The organism is Microbacterium sp. NPDC057944, assembly GCF_042887445.1.
GTDB lineage: Bacteria > Actinomycetota > Actinomycetes > Actinomycetales > Microbacteriaceae > Microbacterium > Microbacterium natoriense.
Map to the genome: position 1 here is coordinate 1,549,070 of NZ_JBHVPJ010000002.1, position 14,453 is coordinate 1,563,522.

The 14,453-nt window shown below is 69.6% G+C and carries 14 protein-coding genes and 2 tRNA genes; 6 read left to right on the top strand and 10 right to left on the bottom strand.

From position 1 onward, the window contains the following. Positions 1-152 precede the first annotated feature (152 nt). Complete coding sequence (locus tag ACFVRO_RS16730; protein WP_386954329.1) at positions 153-923, bottom strand: helix-turn-helix domain-containing protein; 771 nt, start codon at positions 921-923, stop codon at positions 153-155. Between the two features lie 155 nt (positions 924-1,078). On the opposite strand from ACFVRO_RS16730, the gene ACFVRO_RS16735 reads away from it, so the two are divergent. From ACFVRO_RS16735 to ACFVRO_RS16760, 6 genes are all read left to right on the top strand, one after another. Further along, a complete protein-coding gene (locus ACFVRO_RS16735; RefSeq protein WP_386954332.1) occupies positions 1,079-2,089 on the top strand; it encodes an ABC transporter substrate-binding protein in 1,011 nt (336 codons plus the stop codon). Positions 2,090-2,092: 3 nt separating this feature from the next. Next, positions 2,093-3,844, top strand: coding sequence for an SIP domain-containing protein (locus tag ACFVRO_RS16740; RefSeq protein ID WP_386954335.1), 1,752 nt, complete (start codon positions 2,093-2,095; stop codon positions 3,842-3,844). Continuing rightward, entirely contained in the window at positions 3,841-4,884 is a 1,044-nt protein-coding gene (locus ACFVRO_RS16745) for an iron chelate uptake ABC transporter family permease subunit (protein ID WP_344012020.1), read from the top strand. The genes ACFVRO_RS16740 and ACFVRO_RS16745 overlap by 4 nt, the downstream gene beginning before the upstream one ends. After that, positions 4,881-5,906, top strand: a complete 1,026-nt coding sequence (locus ACFVRO_RS16750; protein ID WP_386954338.1) for a FecCD family ABC transporter permease — start codon at positions 4,881-4,883, stop codon at positions 5,904-5,906. The genes ACFVRO_RS16745 and ACFVRO_RS16750 overlap by 4 nt, the downstream gene beginning before the upstream one ends. After that, entirely contained in the window at positions 5,903-6,727 is an 825-nt protein-coding gene (locus tag ACFVRO_RS16755) for an ABC transporter ATP-binding protein (protein WP_386954340.1), read from the top strand. The genes ACFVRO_RS16750 and ACFVRO_RS16755 overlap by 4 nt, the downstream gene beginning before the upstream one ends. 162 nt (positions 6,728-6,889) lie before the next feature. Further along, positions 6,890-7,756, top strand: a complete 867-nt coding sequence (locus ACFVRO_RS16760) for a M23 family metallopeptidase (RefSeq protein WP_386954343.1) — start codon at positions 6,890-6,892, stop codon at positions 7,754-7,756. A 195-nt stretch (positions 7,757-7,951) separates the two neighbouring features. Here ACFVRO_RS16760 and ACFVRO_RS16765 read toward each other — a convergent pair. The 9 genes from ACFVRO_RS16765 to ACFVRO_RS16805 form a co-directional block, all read right to left on the bottom strand. Further along, positions 7,952-8,025 (bottom strand) — tRNA-Met (locus tag ACFVRO_RS16765). Positions 8,026-8,059: 34 nt separating this feature from the next. Then, positions 8,060-8,131 (bottom strand) — tRNA-Thr (locus ACFVRO_RS16770). 68 nt (positions 8,132-8,199) lie between these two features. Then, the gene (locus tag ACFVRO_RS16775) at positions 8,200-9,219 is read right to left on the bottom strand and encodes a M23 family metallopeptidase (RefSeq protein WP_386954346.1); all 1,020 of its coding nucleotides are present in this window, start codon (positions 9,217-9,219) and stop codon (positions 8,200-8,202) included. A gap of 287 nt (positions 9,220-9,506) precedes the next feature. Further along, on the bottom strand, positions 9,507-10,298 hold the full coding sequence (locus ACFVRO_RS16780; protein ID WP_386954348.1) for an inositol monophosphatase family protein: 792 nt from the start codon (positions 10,296-10,298) through the stop codon (positions 9,507-9,509). Next, positions 10,295-11,299 (bottom strand): hypothetical protein, encoded by a 1,005-nt coding sequence (locus ACFVRO_RS16785; RefSeq protein ID WP_386954351.1) that lies wholly within the window; start codon positions 11,297-11,299, stop codon positions 10,295-10,297. Before ACFVRO_RS16785 ends, ACFVRO_RS16780 begins: the two co-directional genes overlap by 4 nt. Positions 11,300-11,403: 104 nt before the next feature. Beyond that, a complete protein-coding gene (locus tag ACFVRO_RS16790) occupies positions 11,404-12,201 on the bottom strand; it encodes an enoyl-CoA hydratase/isomerase family protein (RefSeq protein WP_223586990.1) in 798 nt (265 codons plus the stop codon). A 46-nt stretch (positions 12,202-12,247) separates the two neighbouring features. Further along, positions 12,248-12,739, bottom strand: coding sequence for an FBP domain-containing protein (locus ACFVRO_RS16795; protein ID WP_386954353.1), 492 nt, complete (start codon positions 12,737-12,739; stop codon positions 12,248-12,250). Positions 12,740-12,761: 22 nt separating this feature from the next. Further along, the gene (locus ACFVRO_RS16800; RefSeq protein WP_386954355.1) at positions 12,762-13,187 is read right to left on the bottom strand and encodes a hypothetical protein; all 426 of its coding nucleotides are present in this window, start codon (positions 13,185-13,187) and stop codon (positions 12,762-12,764) included. Between the two features lie 59 nt (positions 13,188-13,246). Further along, a complete protein-coding gene (locus tag ACFVRO_RS16805; RefSeq protein ID WP_386954358.1) occupies positions 13,247-14,314 on the bottom strand; it encodes a LacI family DNA-binding transcriptional regulator in 1,068 nt (355 codons plus the stop codon). Between the last annotated feature and the right edge of the window lie 139 nt (positions 14,315-14,453).

The window sequence follows — 14,453 nt, forward strand, 5'->3', positions numbered from 1 at the left end:
CACTAGGACGGATGCCGGAGTCGAAACGTCACAGATTCGTCGGAAAAAGATCTTCGCGGGGACATGACGGCAGGGCCCGACCGGCATCCGATCGCCGCGATGCCGACGGAGTCCGGGGCGTGAGGCGACCGCATCCACCTCGCCGAGGACGCTCAGGCGCTGCGCGTGTCGCGCCCTTCGGCCTGCCCGAACGTCGATGCGCCGATGATCTCGGCGAGGTCGTCGGGCCTGACCTCGCGAGAGAGCGCCTTGGCGAGCCCCGATCGCGTGCCGTATCCGGTCGCCCGCGCGGCTCTGGTCATCGACTCCCCGCCGCGGAGGCGCGAGATGGCCATGTTCAACCGGGCACGCGACCGCCACCGCTGGAAGGAGAGGCCCGTCTCGTCCTGGAAAACGCGCTGGACGTGCCGCGCGCTCACGCCGTATCGCTCAGCCAGCCCGGCCAGCGTCTCCCCCGGGCGCACAGCGTCCCTGGCGATCCGTGCGATGACCGGATGAGACGGCGGCGCCAGGACGAAGTACGACGTGCCCAGCGCGGCGAGCGCCCGGTCGAGGGCTGCGCGGAACGGGGCGACCTGAGCGCTCGACTGCGGCGCGACTCCGAGGACCATCGTCATGATCGCGGTGATCTCGGGGACCACGCCCAGGCGGAGCATCCGGGCAGGAGGCGCGCTCTCCGGGGAGAGGAACGGGCCGAGCACCAGGCTCCCCTGTTCGTACCGCGCCGAGTGCGGCACCTCGGCGGCGAGCCAGACCGATTCGTGAGCGTGAAGGGTCATCGCGATGTCGTCGACGACGACATGGGCGACACCCGTGGCGACGTGGATGAGGTGCGGGACGTCGTGCGCATGAGTGCCGTGGCCGAGGAACCGGACCGCGTTCTCCGGGACGAGGTGCTGAAGACGGAGAGCCGAATCATCCATGCATCCCTCTCCTCGTCGCTCTCGATCACCGTTCGTGTCGTCTTGGTCGCGTCCCCATGTCGCCTGGGGATCATTTGCTGTCGCGATCCAGCTTAGCCTTGCCTTACCTACCCTTCTGCGGCGCTCATCGCGCCGCCCCGACTTCTGAGGTGTGCATGCGTTCGCGTCTTCTCTCGTCTTCGATCCTGGCCGCCGTGGTGGCCGCCGGGCTCGCCCTGTCCGGCTGCGCCGCACCCGCCTCACCCGAGAGCTCGCCGTCGGCGAGCGCCGAGGCGACGACCCGCGTCGTGGCGACGGATCAGGGCGACGTGACCATTCCTGCGGCCCCGAAGAAGGTCGTGCTCCTCAACTACGCACTGGCGGGGTACCTGTACGACCTCGACGTGCCTGTCGCCGCCATGACCCCCGAGGCGACCAACTCCGACCCGGTGTTCTCGGACTTCTGGGCGGACGACGCGGAGAAGGCGGGAACCGAGTTCCTGCCCTGGAGCGCGGAAGGGTTCGACCTCCAGGCGATCCTCGCTCTGGAGCCGGATCTGATCATCGCCGGCGGGCTGGGCTTCCCGCTGATGCAGGCGACCAAGGCGTACGACCAGCTCACCGCGATCGCGCCGACCGTCATCGTCTCCGGCTCGCTGACCGAATGGCAGCAGCAGTTCTCCTTCCTCGCGAAGGACGTCTTCGACCAGCCCGACGTGTACGACGAGGCGCTCGCCGCCTACGACGAGAAGGTCAGCGCGGTCAAGGGCGAGATCTCCGTGCCCTCGGGCGAGTCTGTCTTCCTGAGCTTCACGGCCGACCAGCGCCCGTTCGTGCTCATCGAGGACCGCGGACTGCCCAAGATGTTCTCCGATCTCGGCTTCCGTCCCGCTCCGCTGTTCGCGAGCGGCCAGTTCCAGCCGTACACCGCCGGCGGCGACTCCTTCGAGATCTCGACCGAGCAGGCCGGACAGCTCCTCACACAGGACTCGCTGTTCGTGTTCGGGTTCAACGCCGAGACGATCGACCTGGCGACGCTGCGTGCGAACCCCGTCTACTCCGCGCTCCCCGCCTTCCAGGAGGAGCAGGCGTACCAGTTCCCGTACTGGTCGCAGCGCGCCGACTACGACGAGTCGATGGCGCTCCTGGACCTCGTGCAGAAGCAGTTCGCGAAGAAGGGCCAGTAGCCCGTGAGTCACCGCCGGTTCACCCCGCACCCTCTCGTCCTGCGCCGCGTGACGGTCCTCCGCGCCGTCGACGTCACCCCGAGGATGAGGCGGGTAACCCTGGGCGGTGACGAGCTGGGGGCGTTCACGCGGGACGGCTTCTCGCTCCCCGCCTTCGCCAGCCCCGTGTTCGACGACCACGTCAAGGTGATGTTCGCCTCCGAGGGGCCGATCGAGGCCGTTCTTCCCGTGCAGCTCGCGCACGGAATCGACTGGCCTCCGTCGGAGACGCGACTCGGTCGCGACTACACCCCGCGCCGGGTGGCCGAAGGGGAGCTCGACCTGGACTTCGTCCTTCACGCCGATGGTGGGGAGCAGAGCGGTCCTGCGGAGGAGTGGGCTCGGCGCGCGACGGAGGGCGATGAGCTCTGGATCGTCGGACCCAAGTCATCCACGATCCTCCCGGCCGAGGCGGACCGGATCGTCCTCATCGGCGATGAGACGGCCCTCCCCGCGATCGGGCGCTTCTTCGAGGAGCGGCCGATCGCGGGGCCCGTGCACGCCGTCATCACCATCGCCGATCCGTCGGCCCGGCAGGATCTGTCCTCCCGCCCGGAAGACGACGTCCGCTGGATCGTCGCCGCCCCGGGCGACGGCGCCGCTCTCGAAGACGCCGTCCGCACGCTCGATCCCGCCGTGTTCAGCGGCACGCCCTACGTGTGGGCGGCGGCCGAATCTCGCGCCCTGCTCCCGGTGCGGCGTCTGCTCACCGCGCACGGGGTTCCGCGCTCGCACACCGATGTCACCGGCTACTGGCATGCCCGCTCGGTCGAGGAGACGACGGCCCCGGACGATGCGCGCGCGGCCGCCGTCCCGCCTCCTCTTCCGTCTCCGGTCGGGTGGTTCGCCGTGCGTGCCGCGCTCCAGACGGGGGTCTTCGACTCGATCGACGACGCCGGTTCGACTGCGGCCGACCTCGAACAACGCCTCGGGTTCGGTGCGGGCACCGCCGCGCCGCTCCTCTCCGTCCTCGCCGACCACGGGCTCCTCCTGCGTGACGACGACCGGTTCCGGATCACCGAAGCGGGCGCGGAGCTCGTGGCGGACGAGCACGAACGCGAACGCTTCGACGGCCTCGAAGCCGATCAGGTCCTCGCCCTCGCCGATCTCGCCCCGGCGCTGCGCACCGGGAGCACCGCGTGGGAGCACCGGAACGGACGGACGTTCGCCACCGACGCCGAGAGCGACGGCGAGGTCGGCGCGGAGCTCGCCGAGCACGCCGAGGGCCTCGCCTATCTGATGCCGGCCCTCCTCGCGGTGCAGCCGTGGGACGAGGGGGCGCTCCTCTCCCCGCAGGGCCCCGGCGCCGATGTCGTCCGCGACGCGCTCGTGCCGGGGAGCGTGGCGGGGCGGTGGACGATCACTGACGTCGCCGGCCCCTCCGTCGTGGCCATCCACGCCCACGCCCTCGCGCACCGCACCGACGCCGAGGCACATCGCTACCTCGCCGCCCTCGCGGAGACCGCGGAGGCCGTGCTCCTCCTCGAGGCGACGAACGTCGACGCGCTCAATCCCTCCGTCTCGGAGGACGAGCTCGTCCGCGTCGGCGTGACCGGAACGGGTCTCCGCTCGGCGGATCGCCTCGGCGAGATCGCCGCGTCCGCGGGCTGGGAGCGCACAGACGTCCAGGAGCTCGGCTGGGGCGTGTCCTGCCTCACCCTCCGACCGCGCACGATGGCGGTCCTCCCCGAGTCGGGTGAGCACGCCGCACCGTGATCTCCCGCTCCTCCGCGCCCGTCTCCGGGGCGACGTCCGCATCGCGAGCGGTCCGCAACGCCGTCGGCTTGACCGCCGCGCTCGTCATCCTCGTGCTCGCCTGTCTGGCGAGTGTCGCGGTCGGCTCGGCGCTGCTCTCTCCCGACACGGTCCTGCGAGCGCTCACCGCGCCGGACGGCTCGATCTCTCAGATCACGATCACCGACGTCCGGGTCCCCCGGACGCTGCTGGGCATCGGCGTCGGGATCGCTCTCGGTCTCGCCGGCGCGCTCATGCAGGCGCTCACCCGCAACCCTCTCGCCGACCCCGGCCTGCTGGGAGTGAACGCCGGGGCGGCCTTCGCGGTCTCCCTCGGCGTCGCCACGATGGGCGTCGTGCGCATGGCGGACTACGTGTGGTGGGCGTTCGGCGGCGCGGCGATCGCCGCCGTGCTCGTCTACGCGATCGCGGCACGGGGGCGCACCGGACCCACACCCGTGCGCTTGACGCTCGTGGGGACCGCGCTCAGCGCTGTCTTCCTCGGGGCGTCGACCCTGCTCACCCTGATCGATCCTCGGACGTTCGACCGCATGCGCTTCTGGGGGGTCGGATCCCTCGCCGACCGCCCAGCGGGGACGCTCGACGTGCTCCTGCCGTTCCTCGTGGTCGGCGCCGTGCTGGCCATGTTCTCCGGTCGAGCGCTCAACGCCCTCGCTCTCGGCGACGAGGTCGCCCGCTCGGTGGGCGTGCGGGTGGGGATCACACGCACCGTCGGATTCGTCGCGATCGTGCTGCTCTGCGGCGCAGCGACCGCGGCGGCGGGCCCGATCGCGTTCATCGGCCTCATGATCCCCCACGCGGTGCGCCGTCTCACCGGACCCGACCAGCGCTGGATCCTCGCCTATGCTCTCGTCCTCGCCCCCGCGCTCGTCCTGCTCGCCGACACCGTCGGACGCCTGGTGGTCTGGCCCGCCGAGCTTCCGCTCGGGATCATGACCGCCCTCATCGGGGGTCCTGTCCTCATCGCCCTCGTCCGCTCGTCCCGGAAGGCCGTCTGGTGACCCCGACCGCTCTCGTGTTTCGGGCAGGGCGGATGACCCTGCGGATCCGGCGCCGGTCGCTCGTCGTCGGCACGGTGCTGCTCGTCACCGCCGCCGCGACCGTCGTCCTCGCCCTAACCATCGGCGCCGGCGGCATCCCCCTCCCCTCGCTCCTGCACGCCCTCGCGCCCGATGCCGCACCTGCCGAACGCCTCGTGTTCGAGTGGCGAGGAGCCCGAGCCGTCGCCGCCGTGCTCTTCGGCGGCGCGCTCGCGATCGGCGGCGCCGTCTTCCAGACCCTCACCCGGAACCCGCTGGGCAGCCCCGATGTGATCGGGCTGGGCGCCGGATCGTACGCGGGGGTGATCGCTGTGGTCATGGTCGGCGGGTCGGGATTCCTGTCCACCGCGCTCGGCGCCTTCGCCGGAGGTCTCGTCGCCGCCGCCCTCGTCTACGGCCTCGCGTACCGAAAGGGGACCCACGGGTTCCGCCTCGTCGTGGTCGGGATCGCGGTCGGCGCGATCCTCCGCGCCCTGACCTCCTGGTTCACGGTGAAGGCCGACCTCGACGCCGCCCTCCGCGCGGCGATCTGGGATGCCGGCTCTCTGTACGGCATGACCTGGCCGAACCTGGCCGCCGCGGCGGCGGCGCTGCTCATCGTGACCCTGGCGGTTCCGCTCGCCGCTCGGCGTCTCCCGCTCCTCGACCTGGGCGACGACGCCGCCACCGCGCTCGGGCTCCGTGTGGAGCCGACCAAGGCGTTCCTGGTCGTGCTCGGCGTCGCGGCGACGGCGATCGTGACGGCGGTCGCGGGACCGATCTCGTTCATCGCTCTCGCCGCACCCCAGATCGCGCGCCGACTCACGAGCGGAGGGACGAGTCTGACCGCGTCCGCTCTCGTCGGAGCGGCGCTGCTCGGCGGCGCCGACCTGGTGGCGCAGCACCTGATCCCCGGCGTGACGCTCCCGGTCGGCGGGGTCACGGTGGTGATCGGCGGCACGTATCTGATCTGGCTCCTGATCCGCGAAGGACGAAAGACATGACCCCGACAGACACCCCGCCCGCCGCGCTCGTGGCCGAGGCTCTCACCGCGGGGTACGGCCGCACCCCGATCCTGCGCGACCTGGACGTGCGGATCCCGGCCGGATCGTTCACCGCGATCATCGGGCCGAACGCCTGCGGCAAGTCGACCCTGCTCCGGGCTCTGTCCCGACTCCTCCCCGCGCGCTCCGGACGCGTCCTCCTGGACGGGACCGACCTCCACGACCTCAGCGCCCGCGCCCTCGCGAGGCGCCTCTCCCTCCTTCCGCAGTCGCCGCTGACGCCCGAGGGGATCACCGTCGCCGACCTCGTCGGACGCGGTCGCTACGCCCACCAGGGCGTGCTGAGCCAGTGGTCACGCGACGATCAACGGGCGATCGACGCGGCCCTCGCCGCGGCCGGAGTCGCCGACCTCGCCGATCGTCCCGTGGACGAGCTCTCGGGCGGGCAGCGTCAGCGTGCGTGGATCGCGCTCACGCTCGCGCAGGAGACCGAGGTGCTGCTCCTGGACGAACCGACGACGTTCCTCGACATCGCCCACCAGATCGATGTGCTGGAGCTCGCCCTCGGCCTGCAACGCGAAGGTCGAACCGTCGTCGCAGTGCTCCACGAGATCGCGATGGCAGCGCGCTATGCGACGCACCTCATCGCGATGCGAGACGGACGCATCGTCGCCGAGGGCGCCCCGCACGCCGTGGTCACGGAAGAACTGCTCCGCGACGTGTTCGACCTCGAGGCGCGGGTCATCCCCGACCCCGACACAGGCGCCCCGGTCGTCCTCCCCCGGGCGGTCAGACGCCCAGAGCATCCGCCCCGTAGCTAAGACCAGGGTCTGACGGCTCACACTGCAGCCATCTCAGCTCAGATGCGAACTGGCCCGAATCCGAACGTGAGGAACCTTTTCAAGCTACCGGTTCGCGTGGCGAGCGTCTGTAGGTAGAAGAGGGGACAGCGCAACAGGCGAGTTCTTCAATACGGTGTGTGCATGAGTCCACCTCAAGAACCGCATCCCCTAGGCGCGAGCTTCGTGCAACGCCCCGTCTCGCGACGAACGCTACTCGCAGCCACTGGCATCGCCGCAGGCGTCGCGCTCGTCGGGCACGGCGTCCTGACCGGCGAATCCGCTTCCGCAACAGTCCCGGCCGCGAACGGGTACATCTATCCCACCGACCCCTTCAAGGCATCAACCGAAGCCGCGGGACAGTTCAACGCGCCGCGAGAGGGAACCCGGCGTCATATGGGTCTAGACACTTGGGGCTATCGCGGCATGCCCATCCTGGCAATCGCCGGTGGATATGTAACCGGAGGCGACTGGGAATCCACACCTGGCGATCCGCATGGATGGGGGCACTATGTTGTCGTGGACCACGGCAACGGCGTCGTCAGTCGCTACGCCCACTTCGAGGGCGCTCCTGCCGTTTCGCGGAACACGACTGTCACTCAGGGACAGACGCTCGGCTACATGGGCAATAGCCAACGAGGGCCACGCAACTCTGCGATGGGCGTGCACCTGCACTTCGAAGTCCTCGTGAACGGTGCCTTCGTCAGTCCCCTCGCCTTCCTGGCAGGAAACTCCTCCCCACCCGTCACCAACCCGAACCCTGAGCCCGGCTACGACCCGATTGGAATCGCTGACATGACCTTCCTCTGCATCACCCCCATCAACGGCGTGAACGCCGACGCCGGCATCTACCGCTGGATCATTGACCCCGCCGCAGGTGTCAAGCGCAACATAGACGGTGCAGAGTACGACTACCTGAAGGCCGTTGGCTACCGCGAGGTGGCCGGACTGCAGCCGCCTGTGACGGCGTCCCGCTACCAGCAGATCCATCCGGTTGCCACGACGCCCTAGCATCGCTGGAACGAAGTAAGACCCCACCCGGGCCCGAAGGCTAGGTGGGGTCTTATCGTTCCCGTGAGAGTCGGTAGAGGTCGCGGAGGAGCATCACGCGGTGCTCGGCATCCGAATCTGCGGAGTTTCTTCGGAGCGGGTGAACCCAGAATGCAAAAAGCCCCGGACGTATCCGGGGCTGATCTGGTGTTTCTGTAGCAGGAGCGGGGCTTGAACCCGCGACCTCACGATTATGAGTCGTGCGCTCTGACCAGCTGAGCTACCCTGCCGCACTGCATCCGCATCGCAGATACGAACACCGTGAGCCCCGAGTCAGGATTGAACTGACGACCCCTTCCTTACCATGGAAGTGCTCTGCCACTGAGCTATCGGGGCGTGCTGCCCCTCGCGGGGCAACCACACGAGAATACCATCACAGTGGCGTTCTCATGAAATCGAGGCGGTCAGTCCAGCGTGTACCGGCCCGCGTTCGCCTTGAGCCAGGGAAGCGGGTCGATCGTCTTGCCGTTGACGATGATCTCGAAGTGCAGATGGGCGCCGAAGGAGTGGCCGGTGTTGCCTGTCAGCCCCACGATGTCGCCGACCTTGACGGTCTGTCCGGCCTTGACCTTCAGCGAGCCGTACTGCATGTGCGAGTAGTGGCTCGTGATGACCTGACCGTCGATGACGTGGTCGATGTAGACGGTCACGCCGTAGCCGCCGCCCTGCTCCGTCGCGATGCGCACGGTGCCGTCGGCGATCGCCTGGATCGGAGCGCCCTCGCCCGGCACGAAGTCGATGCCCTCGTGCATGCGGCCCCAGCGGGGTCCGTAGCCCGAGCTCATGCCGACGCCGACGAGGAACGGCCACTGGATGGCCGCCTCGGGGTCGTTGGTGAAGACGGTGTCGGAGAACTTGATGCCCTGCTCGGACGCGAGGTCGACGAGAGAGACGGTCGAGAAGTCCTCGGCGCTGGCGAGCGTCTCGTTCTGCACGTCCGACGAGGTCACGAAGGCCTGGATCGGGGTGTCGGACTTCTCCGCGCCCGCGGAGGCCGCGACGAGTGAGGTCGAGGCGACGCCGTTCGAGCCGACGGCGGCCACCGCCTCAGCCGGCAGCGTCATCGAGACGGCGAGCAGTCCTGCAAGGCTCATCACGCCGACGGTCGCACCGACGGCCAGGAACTTGCGGGCGCTCGGACGGCGACGGGCCACGTGCTCGACGGTCGGAGCGTCCGCGACAGCAGGCTCCTCGTCGACCGGAGCGGATGCCGCGGCGTCTGCGGCATCGCCGGAGACGGAGCGGAACGTGCGGGCAGCCTGCACGAACGGGTCGGCGGAGGTCTGCTCCCCCGCCGTCGGCGTCTCGAGGACGGGCTCGGCAGCGGATTCTGCTGCGACAGGCTCGGCGGGTGCGGCTGCGATGTCGGGAGTCTTGTCGGCGGTGAGAGCGGCGACCATGGCGACCGCTTCGGCGACGGTCACGCTCCGGCGAACGGTGCGGCGCGTCATCGGCGCCGATGACACCGGTGCGCTGCCTTCGGAGACAGCTGCCGTCGCTCCTGCCGCGGGGGCCTCGGAGGCCGCAGTGCGGATGCGGCTGGAGCGGCGCGTGGGCGCAGGGGCAGCCTGGGGATTCTCGAAGGGCAAAACGATTCTCTCGGGTCAGACGTCAAGCAGGGGGGATGCTTGCACCCTCATCGCCTCGGGAACGACGAAGGTAACGATCGGATAAACAGTACCCTGAGCCGCCTGAGAAAGCCATGAGTTCGTCATGAATCCTCCAGAAGCTCCAGGAGCCGGGCGTGCACATCGATGCCGCCCGCGACGATCATCGGACGCGCCGAATCCACGTCGAGACGTGTGACCGCACCGCCGGCCTCCTCGACGATCAGGGCCCCGGCAGCGAAGTCCCAGGGCTTGAGACCCCGTTCGAAGTAGCCGTCGAGACGCCCCGCGGCGACGTACGAGAGATCGAGGGCCGCCGACCCCGCACGGCGGAGGTCGCGCGCCATGGTCATCACGCGGCGCACCGTGGCCAGGTCGCCGTCGTGCGTCGAGGGGTCATAGCCGAACCCGGTCGCCAGCAGCGCCCCCGCGGGGGTCTCCGTCGTGACGGACAGGCGCCGCTCCCCCAGCCGTGCGCCGCCGCCCCGACTCGCGGTGAACAGCTCTCCGACCACGGGCGCGAAGACGGCCGCGGCGAGAGCATCCCAGTCCTGCGGGTCGGCGCTTCCGCGCACGGCGGCGATGCTCACGCAGTACGCGGGGATGCCGTAGGCGTAGTTCACGGTGCCGTCGATCGGGTCGACGACCCAGGTGATGCCGGTCACGCCGGGATCGGCATCCGACTCCTCCCCGAGGAAGCCGTCGCCGGGGCGGGCCTCGCGGAGTCGCGTGCGGATGAGCTCCTCGACCTCGCGATCCGCGTCGGTGACGATGTCGGCCAGGCTGCTCTTGGTGGCTGCGAGATGCACACCTTCGTCTCGGCGACGACGTGCGAGCTCACCGGCTTCGCGAGCGATCTCCGCGGCGAGATCGACGAGTTCGAGGTCGGCGCTCACTGCGGCGGCAGCGGCGGCGCGGGCGGGAACGCCGAGGCGTTGGGAGCCGGCGGCGACTCCGGAGCGGCCGGAGCCGGAGGAGCGGCCTGCACCGGAGGAGCCGTGGGCGCGGGAGGACCCGCGGGCGCCGGAGGACCCGCAGGGACCTGCGGCGCCGCCTGCGGAGCCGAGAAGTCCGGGATGGCGGGAAGCTGCGGAGCCGCGTACTGCGCGGCCGGAGCGGCGAGCTGCGGCTGCTGTGCGGAGGGGTGACCGGTGTAGTAGGCGTTCCAGTCGGGGGTGCCGTCGGGCAGCACGGGCAGCGGCGTGGCCCCGTCGGCATAGGTGGGCCAGGCCGGAGCCACCGGTGCGTACGCGTGTGCGACGACGGGCTTCTTCGGCGCGAACAGCGCGTTCAGCAACGGGATCAGCGTGGTGCCGACCGCGGTGAGGATCGTCAGCGCCACGAGGATGCGACCGTACAGGTCGCCGAACTCGAAGTTGTGCGTGAACGTGAGGAAGAAGACGAGCATCCCCACGAGGCCGACCAGGAACACGATCGTCGCGATGTAGATCACGCGGGTGAACGACGTGACGTAGCGGTTGGCGGCCGGAGTGAACAGTCGCACGTGCAGCAGCGCGAGCTGCAGGATGCCGACGACGAGCAGCAGTTGGAAGAAGCGCTCCCCGCCGCTGAACACCTGGCCGTCCTCAGGGAGCCAGATCTTGAACGCGCCCACGATGAGGGCCACGATCCACGTGACCATGCTCGCGAGAGCGAGCCAGTCAGGGCGGTTCGGCGCCAGTCCCGCCTCCAGGATCGCGATGCCCGCGAAGCCCGCGAGCAGCAGGATCGTGAGGAACGCGCGCCCGATCAGGCCGTCCTGATCGCCGATCAGCACCCAGACCACGCACACCAGTGCGGCGGCGATGAGCGCGCCGATGGCGATCCAGATCGATCCCCTGATCAGAAGGGACATGTTCTTCTTCGGTTCGGCCTGCACGGACTCCGGCTGCGACATGACGGTCCTCTCGACGAGCGGCGGGTGTGTTCATCCTCGCATGCGGGGTCGCGGATGCCGCGAGCATCCGTGGCCCTGTGGAAACTTCAGGTCACCGATGCGCGTCAGACGGCCTTCTTCGTCGACGCCGCCGCGAAGGCCGCGATGCGCGCCTGAGCGTCGGGCGTCTCCATCGCCGCGCCGATCGAGCGCGCCTCCTCGCTCAGCTGCTCGACGAACGTGCGCTCGGGCTGAGAGCGGACGAGGCGCTTCGCCTGGCCGTAGGCCGCGGCGGCGCCGGCGAGCCAGAACCGCGCGACCTCCTCCGCCCTGGCGCGAACCAGGTCGGCCTCGGCGGCGGCATCCGCTCCCTCGACGGCCTCGGCGACGAGACCCCACTCGACGGCCTCCTGCGACGTGAGGAGGCGATCCTGCAGCACCAGCTGCAGTGCACGCCGCTGGCCGATCGCGCGAGCGAGCTGCGCGGAGACCGAGAGGTCGGGGGTCAGCCCGATGTTGGCGTAGAGGCTGCCCAGCTTGGAGCGCGCGCCGACGACCGCGTAGTCGGAGCAGAGCAGGATGCCGAGCCCTCCACCAGCCGTGGTGCCGTGCGCTGCGGCGACGACGGGAACGGCCGATCCGGTGAGCGACCGGATGCCCGCGTTGATGACCTCGGCGAGCGCGGTGATGTCGTCGCCGGACCCCATCGTCATCGACATCTCGATCACGTCGCCGCCCGCGCAGAAGGCGGGACCGGCCGCATCCAGGAGGATCGCTCTGACGTCATCACGGCTCGTGACCTCTGCCGTCGCGTCCCGCCAGGCGTAGGCGAGTTCGGCGTTGAAGGCGTTCAGCCGCGACGGACGGTTCAGCGTGAGCCGAGCCAGACCCTCATCGACGGACAACAGGATGGCATCGCTCATGGCGTCTCCTTCGAGCACAGGACGGATGCCTCCAGGGTAATCGCGATCAGGACCGCTCCCACACCCGCGCGACGAAGGCCTCCATGCGGCGGCGGGTGCCGTCGAGGCGATAGTCGACCTGCCCCGGTGCCCGCACCTCGTTCGGCGCGAGCGGATGAGCCAGCCGGACGCTCTCGTGACAGGAGAGATCGGCGCAGATGTAGGTGCCGACCGAATCGCCCCGCTCGCCCTCGTCGCCCACACGCCGGGCGGAGAACATCGCGACCTGGTTGCCCGGCTGCATCGTGTGGCAGATGTTGCACATCCCGGAGCGTGCGCGCCCCGGCTCGGAGACGCGCAGCACGACGCCCCTGATCTGACCTTCGTGCTGGATCAGCACGTACCCGCGCTTGCCAGCGCTCGGGTCGCGCCAGGCGAAGAAGTCGAGGTAGTCCCAGTCGACGAGCACGAAATCGTGCGGCATCTCCATGACCCGCAGCTCGTCGGCATCCGCATTGACGAACGAGGAGCGGACTTCTGCCTCGGTGAGCGCTCGCATCGCACCAGTCTAGGCAGAGCGATCAGAGCCGGATGCCGTCGATCTCCGACTGCCGGAGAGCGCGCAGCAGCTCTCGCGGAGGGTGCTCGGAATCGGGCAGCGCGGAGATCTGCATGATCGCCGCGACACCGGCGACGGTCGGCCGGACGCGGCCGTCCTCTCGGCGCGCCAGACTCTGGGAGATCAGCGTCTCGAGCCTGCGGGCCTTCCGCGTGGAGGGGAAGGGACCGCCGATCGGCTCGTTCTCGAGGAACTCCTTCTCGGTGAGCGGCTCTGCGGTCGCCAGTTCGTGCTCGACCAGAGCGGAGAGCGTGAGACGCAGCGCATCGGAGAGCTCGGCCCCGCGCAGCTCACCGCGCAGGAGCTCGTCGTCGATGCTCACATCGAGGGCGGCACGGCGACGCAGCGGCGCCGCCCCGCTCTGCTGGAGCGGGGTGGTTTCGGGCACGCCGGGTAGGCGCCGGTCGTCGGCGTTCATACTTGCAAGACGCGCGAGAACGCGTTCCATTACGCGGAATCGGTCGGAGAGTCGTCGGACGGCACCGGATCCGCGCGCAGATCACGCACCGATTCGCGCGTGATGAGCGGCATGGGAACCAGCTCATGGGCGAGTTCGTGGTCGCCGATGAGCATCTCGACGCCGAGGCGCGCCATCTCCTCATAGGGGAGGCGCGCCGTGGTGAGTCCGGGACGCTGGTAGCTCGCGAGCTCCTCGTCGTCGAAGGAGATGACCGAGAGGTCGTGCGGGATGCGCAGTCCCCGCTCGGCGGCGGCCTGGTACACGCCGAACGCGACGTTGTCGTTGCCCGCGAGGATCGCCGTGATCTCAGGATGGCGATCGAGCAGCAGATGCGTCTGCTCGTAGCCGATCGTGGGGTGCCACCCGTCGACGTCGACGTGGACGGGGTGGATGCCCGCGCCGCGGAACACCTCATCCAGACCGGCGAACCGGTCGCCGATGGTGACGGTGAGTCGAGGATCCGCCACGACGTGAGGGAGATCGCCGATCACGCCGATGCGCGTGTGCCCCGCATCGACGAGGGCGCCGGCGACAGCGCGACCGGCGGCGCGCTCGTCGGGGAGGATGCTGGGGTGATCGAGGGGCGTCCTGCCGTTGACGATCACGACGGGGACGTCGTGCGACAGCCTCGGGATGTCGACCATCCGCGCGCCCATGAGGCCGACGATCACACCGTCCACGCGACGGTCGAGCATCGCATCGAGCGCTTCCGACGCGCCCTCGAAGCCGCCGCCGGTCTCGGCCATTAGGACAGTGTGCCCGTGCTGCTTGGCCGCATCGAGGACGCCGCGGATCATGCCGGACGCGTAGCGGGTGATGGTGACCTGGTCGGAGAGGAAGCCGATCGTGCGGGTCTTGCCGAGCCGAAGACTCTGCGCTGCGGGATTGGGTCGGTAGCCGAGCTCGGATGCCGCTTTGCGGACCTTCTCCGCAGCCTCGGCGGAGAGCCGAGAGCCCGGCCGGTCGTTGAGGATCATGCTGACGGCGGCCTTCGACATGCCGGACCGCTCTGCGACGTCGGCGAGCGTCGGACGCCGCTTCTCCGCACGTGCCATGCGCACCCCTCTCCCCGGACGTGCCTCCATGTTACGAGATCTTTGCTGAATTAATTCAGCAGATCTCTTGTCGACACGCCGGGCTGGTGCTAACGTCCCTCTTGCTGAATCAATTCAGCACTCCGAACCCTCTGCATCA

Bases quoted from the DNA above. Each gene is read 5' to 3' on its own strand.
- ACFVRO_RS16790 (WP_223586990.1), bottom strand. From the start codon at position 12,201: ATGAGCGATGCCATCCTGTTGTCCGTCGATGAGGGTCTGGCTCGGCTC.
- ACFVRO_RS16785 (WP_386954351.1), bottom strand. From the start codon at position 11,299: ATGTCGCAGCCGGAGTCCGTGCAGGCCGAACCGAAGAAGAACATGTCC.
- ACFVRO_RS16760 (WP_386954343.1), top strand. From the start codon at position 6,890: ATGAGTCCACCTCAAGAACCGCATCCCCTAGGCGCGAGCTTCGTGCAA.
- ACFVRO_RS16730 (WP_386954329.1), bottom strand. From the start codon at position 923: ATGGATGATTCGGCTCTCCGTCTTCAGCACCTCGTCCCGGAGAACGCG.
- ACFVRO_RS16805 (WP_386954358.1), bottom strand. From the start codon at position 14,314: ATGGCACGTGCGGAGAAGCGGCGTCCGACGCTCGCCGACGTCGCAGAG.
- ACFVRO_RS16735 (WP_386954332.1), top strand. From the start codon at position 1,079: ATGCGTTCGCGTCTTCTCTCGTCTTCGATCCTGGCCGCCGTGGTGGCC.
- ACFVRO_RS16755 (WP_386954340.1), top strand. From the start codon at position 5,903: ATGACCCCGACAGACACCCCGCCCGCCGCGCTCGTGGCCGAGGCTCTC.
- ACFVRO_RS16795 (WP_386954353.1), bottom strand. From the start codon at position 12,739: ATGCGAGCGCTCACCGAGGCAGAAGTCCGCTCCTCGTTCGTCAATGCG.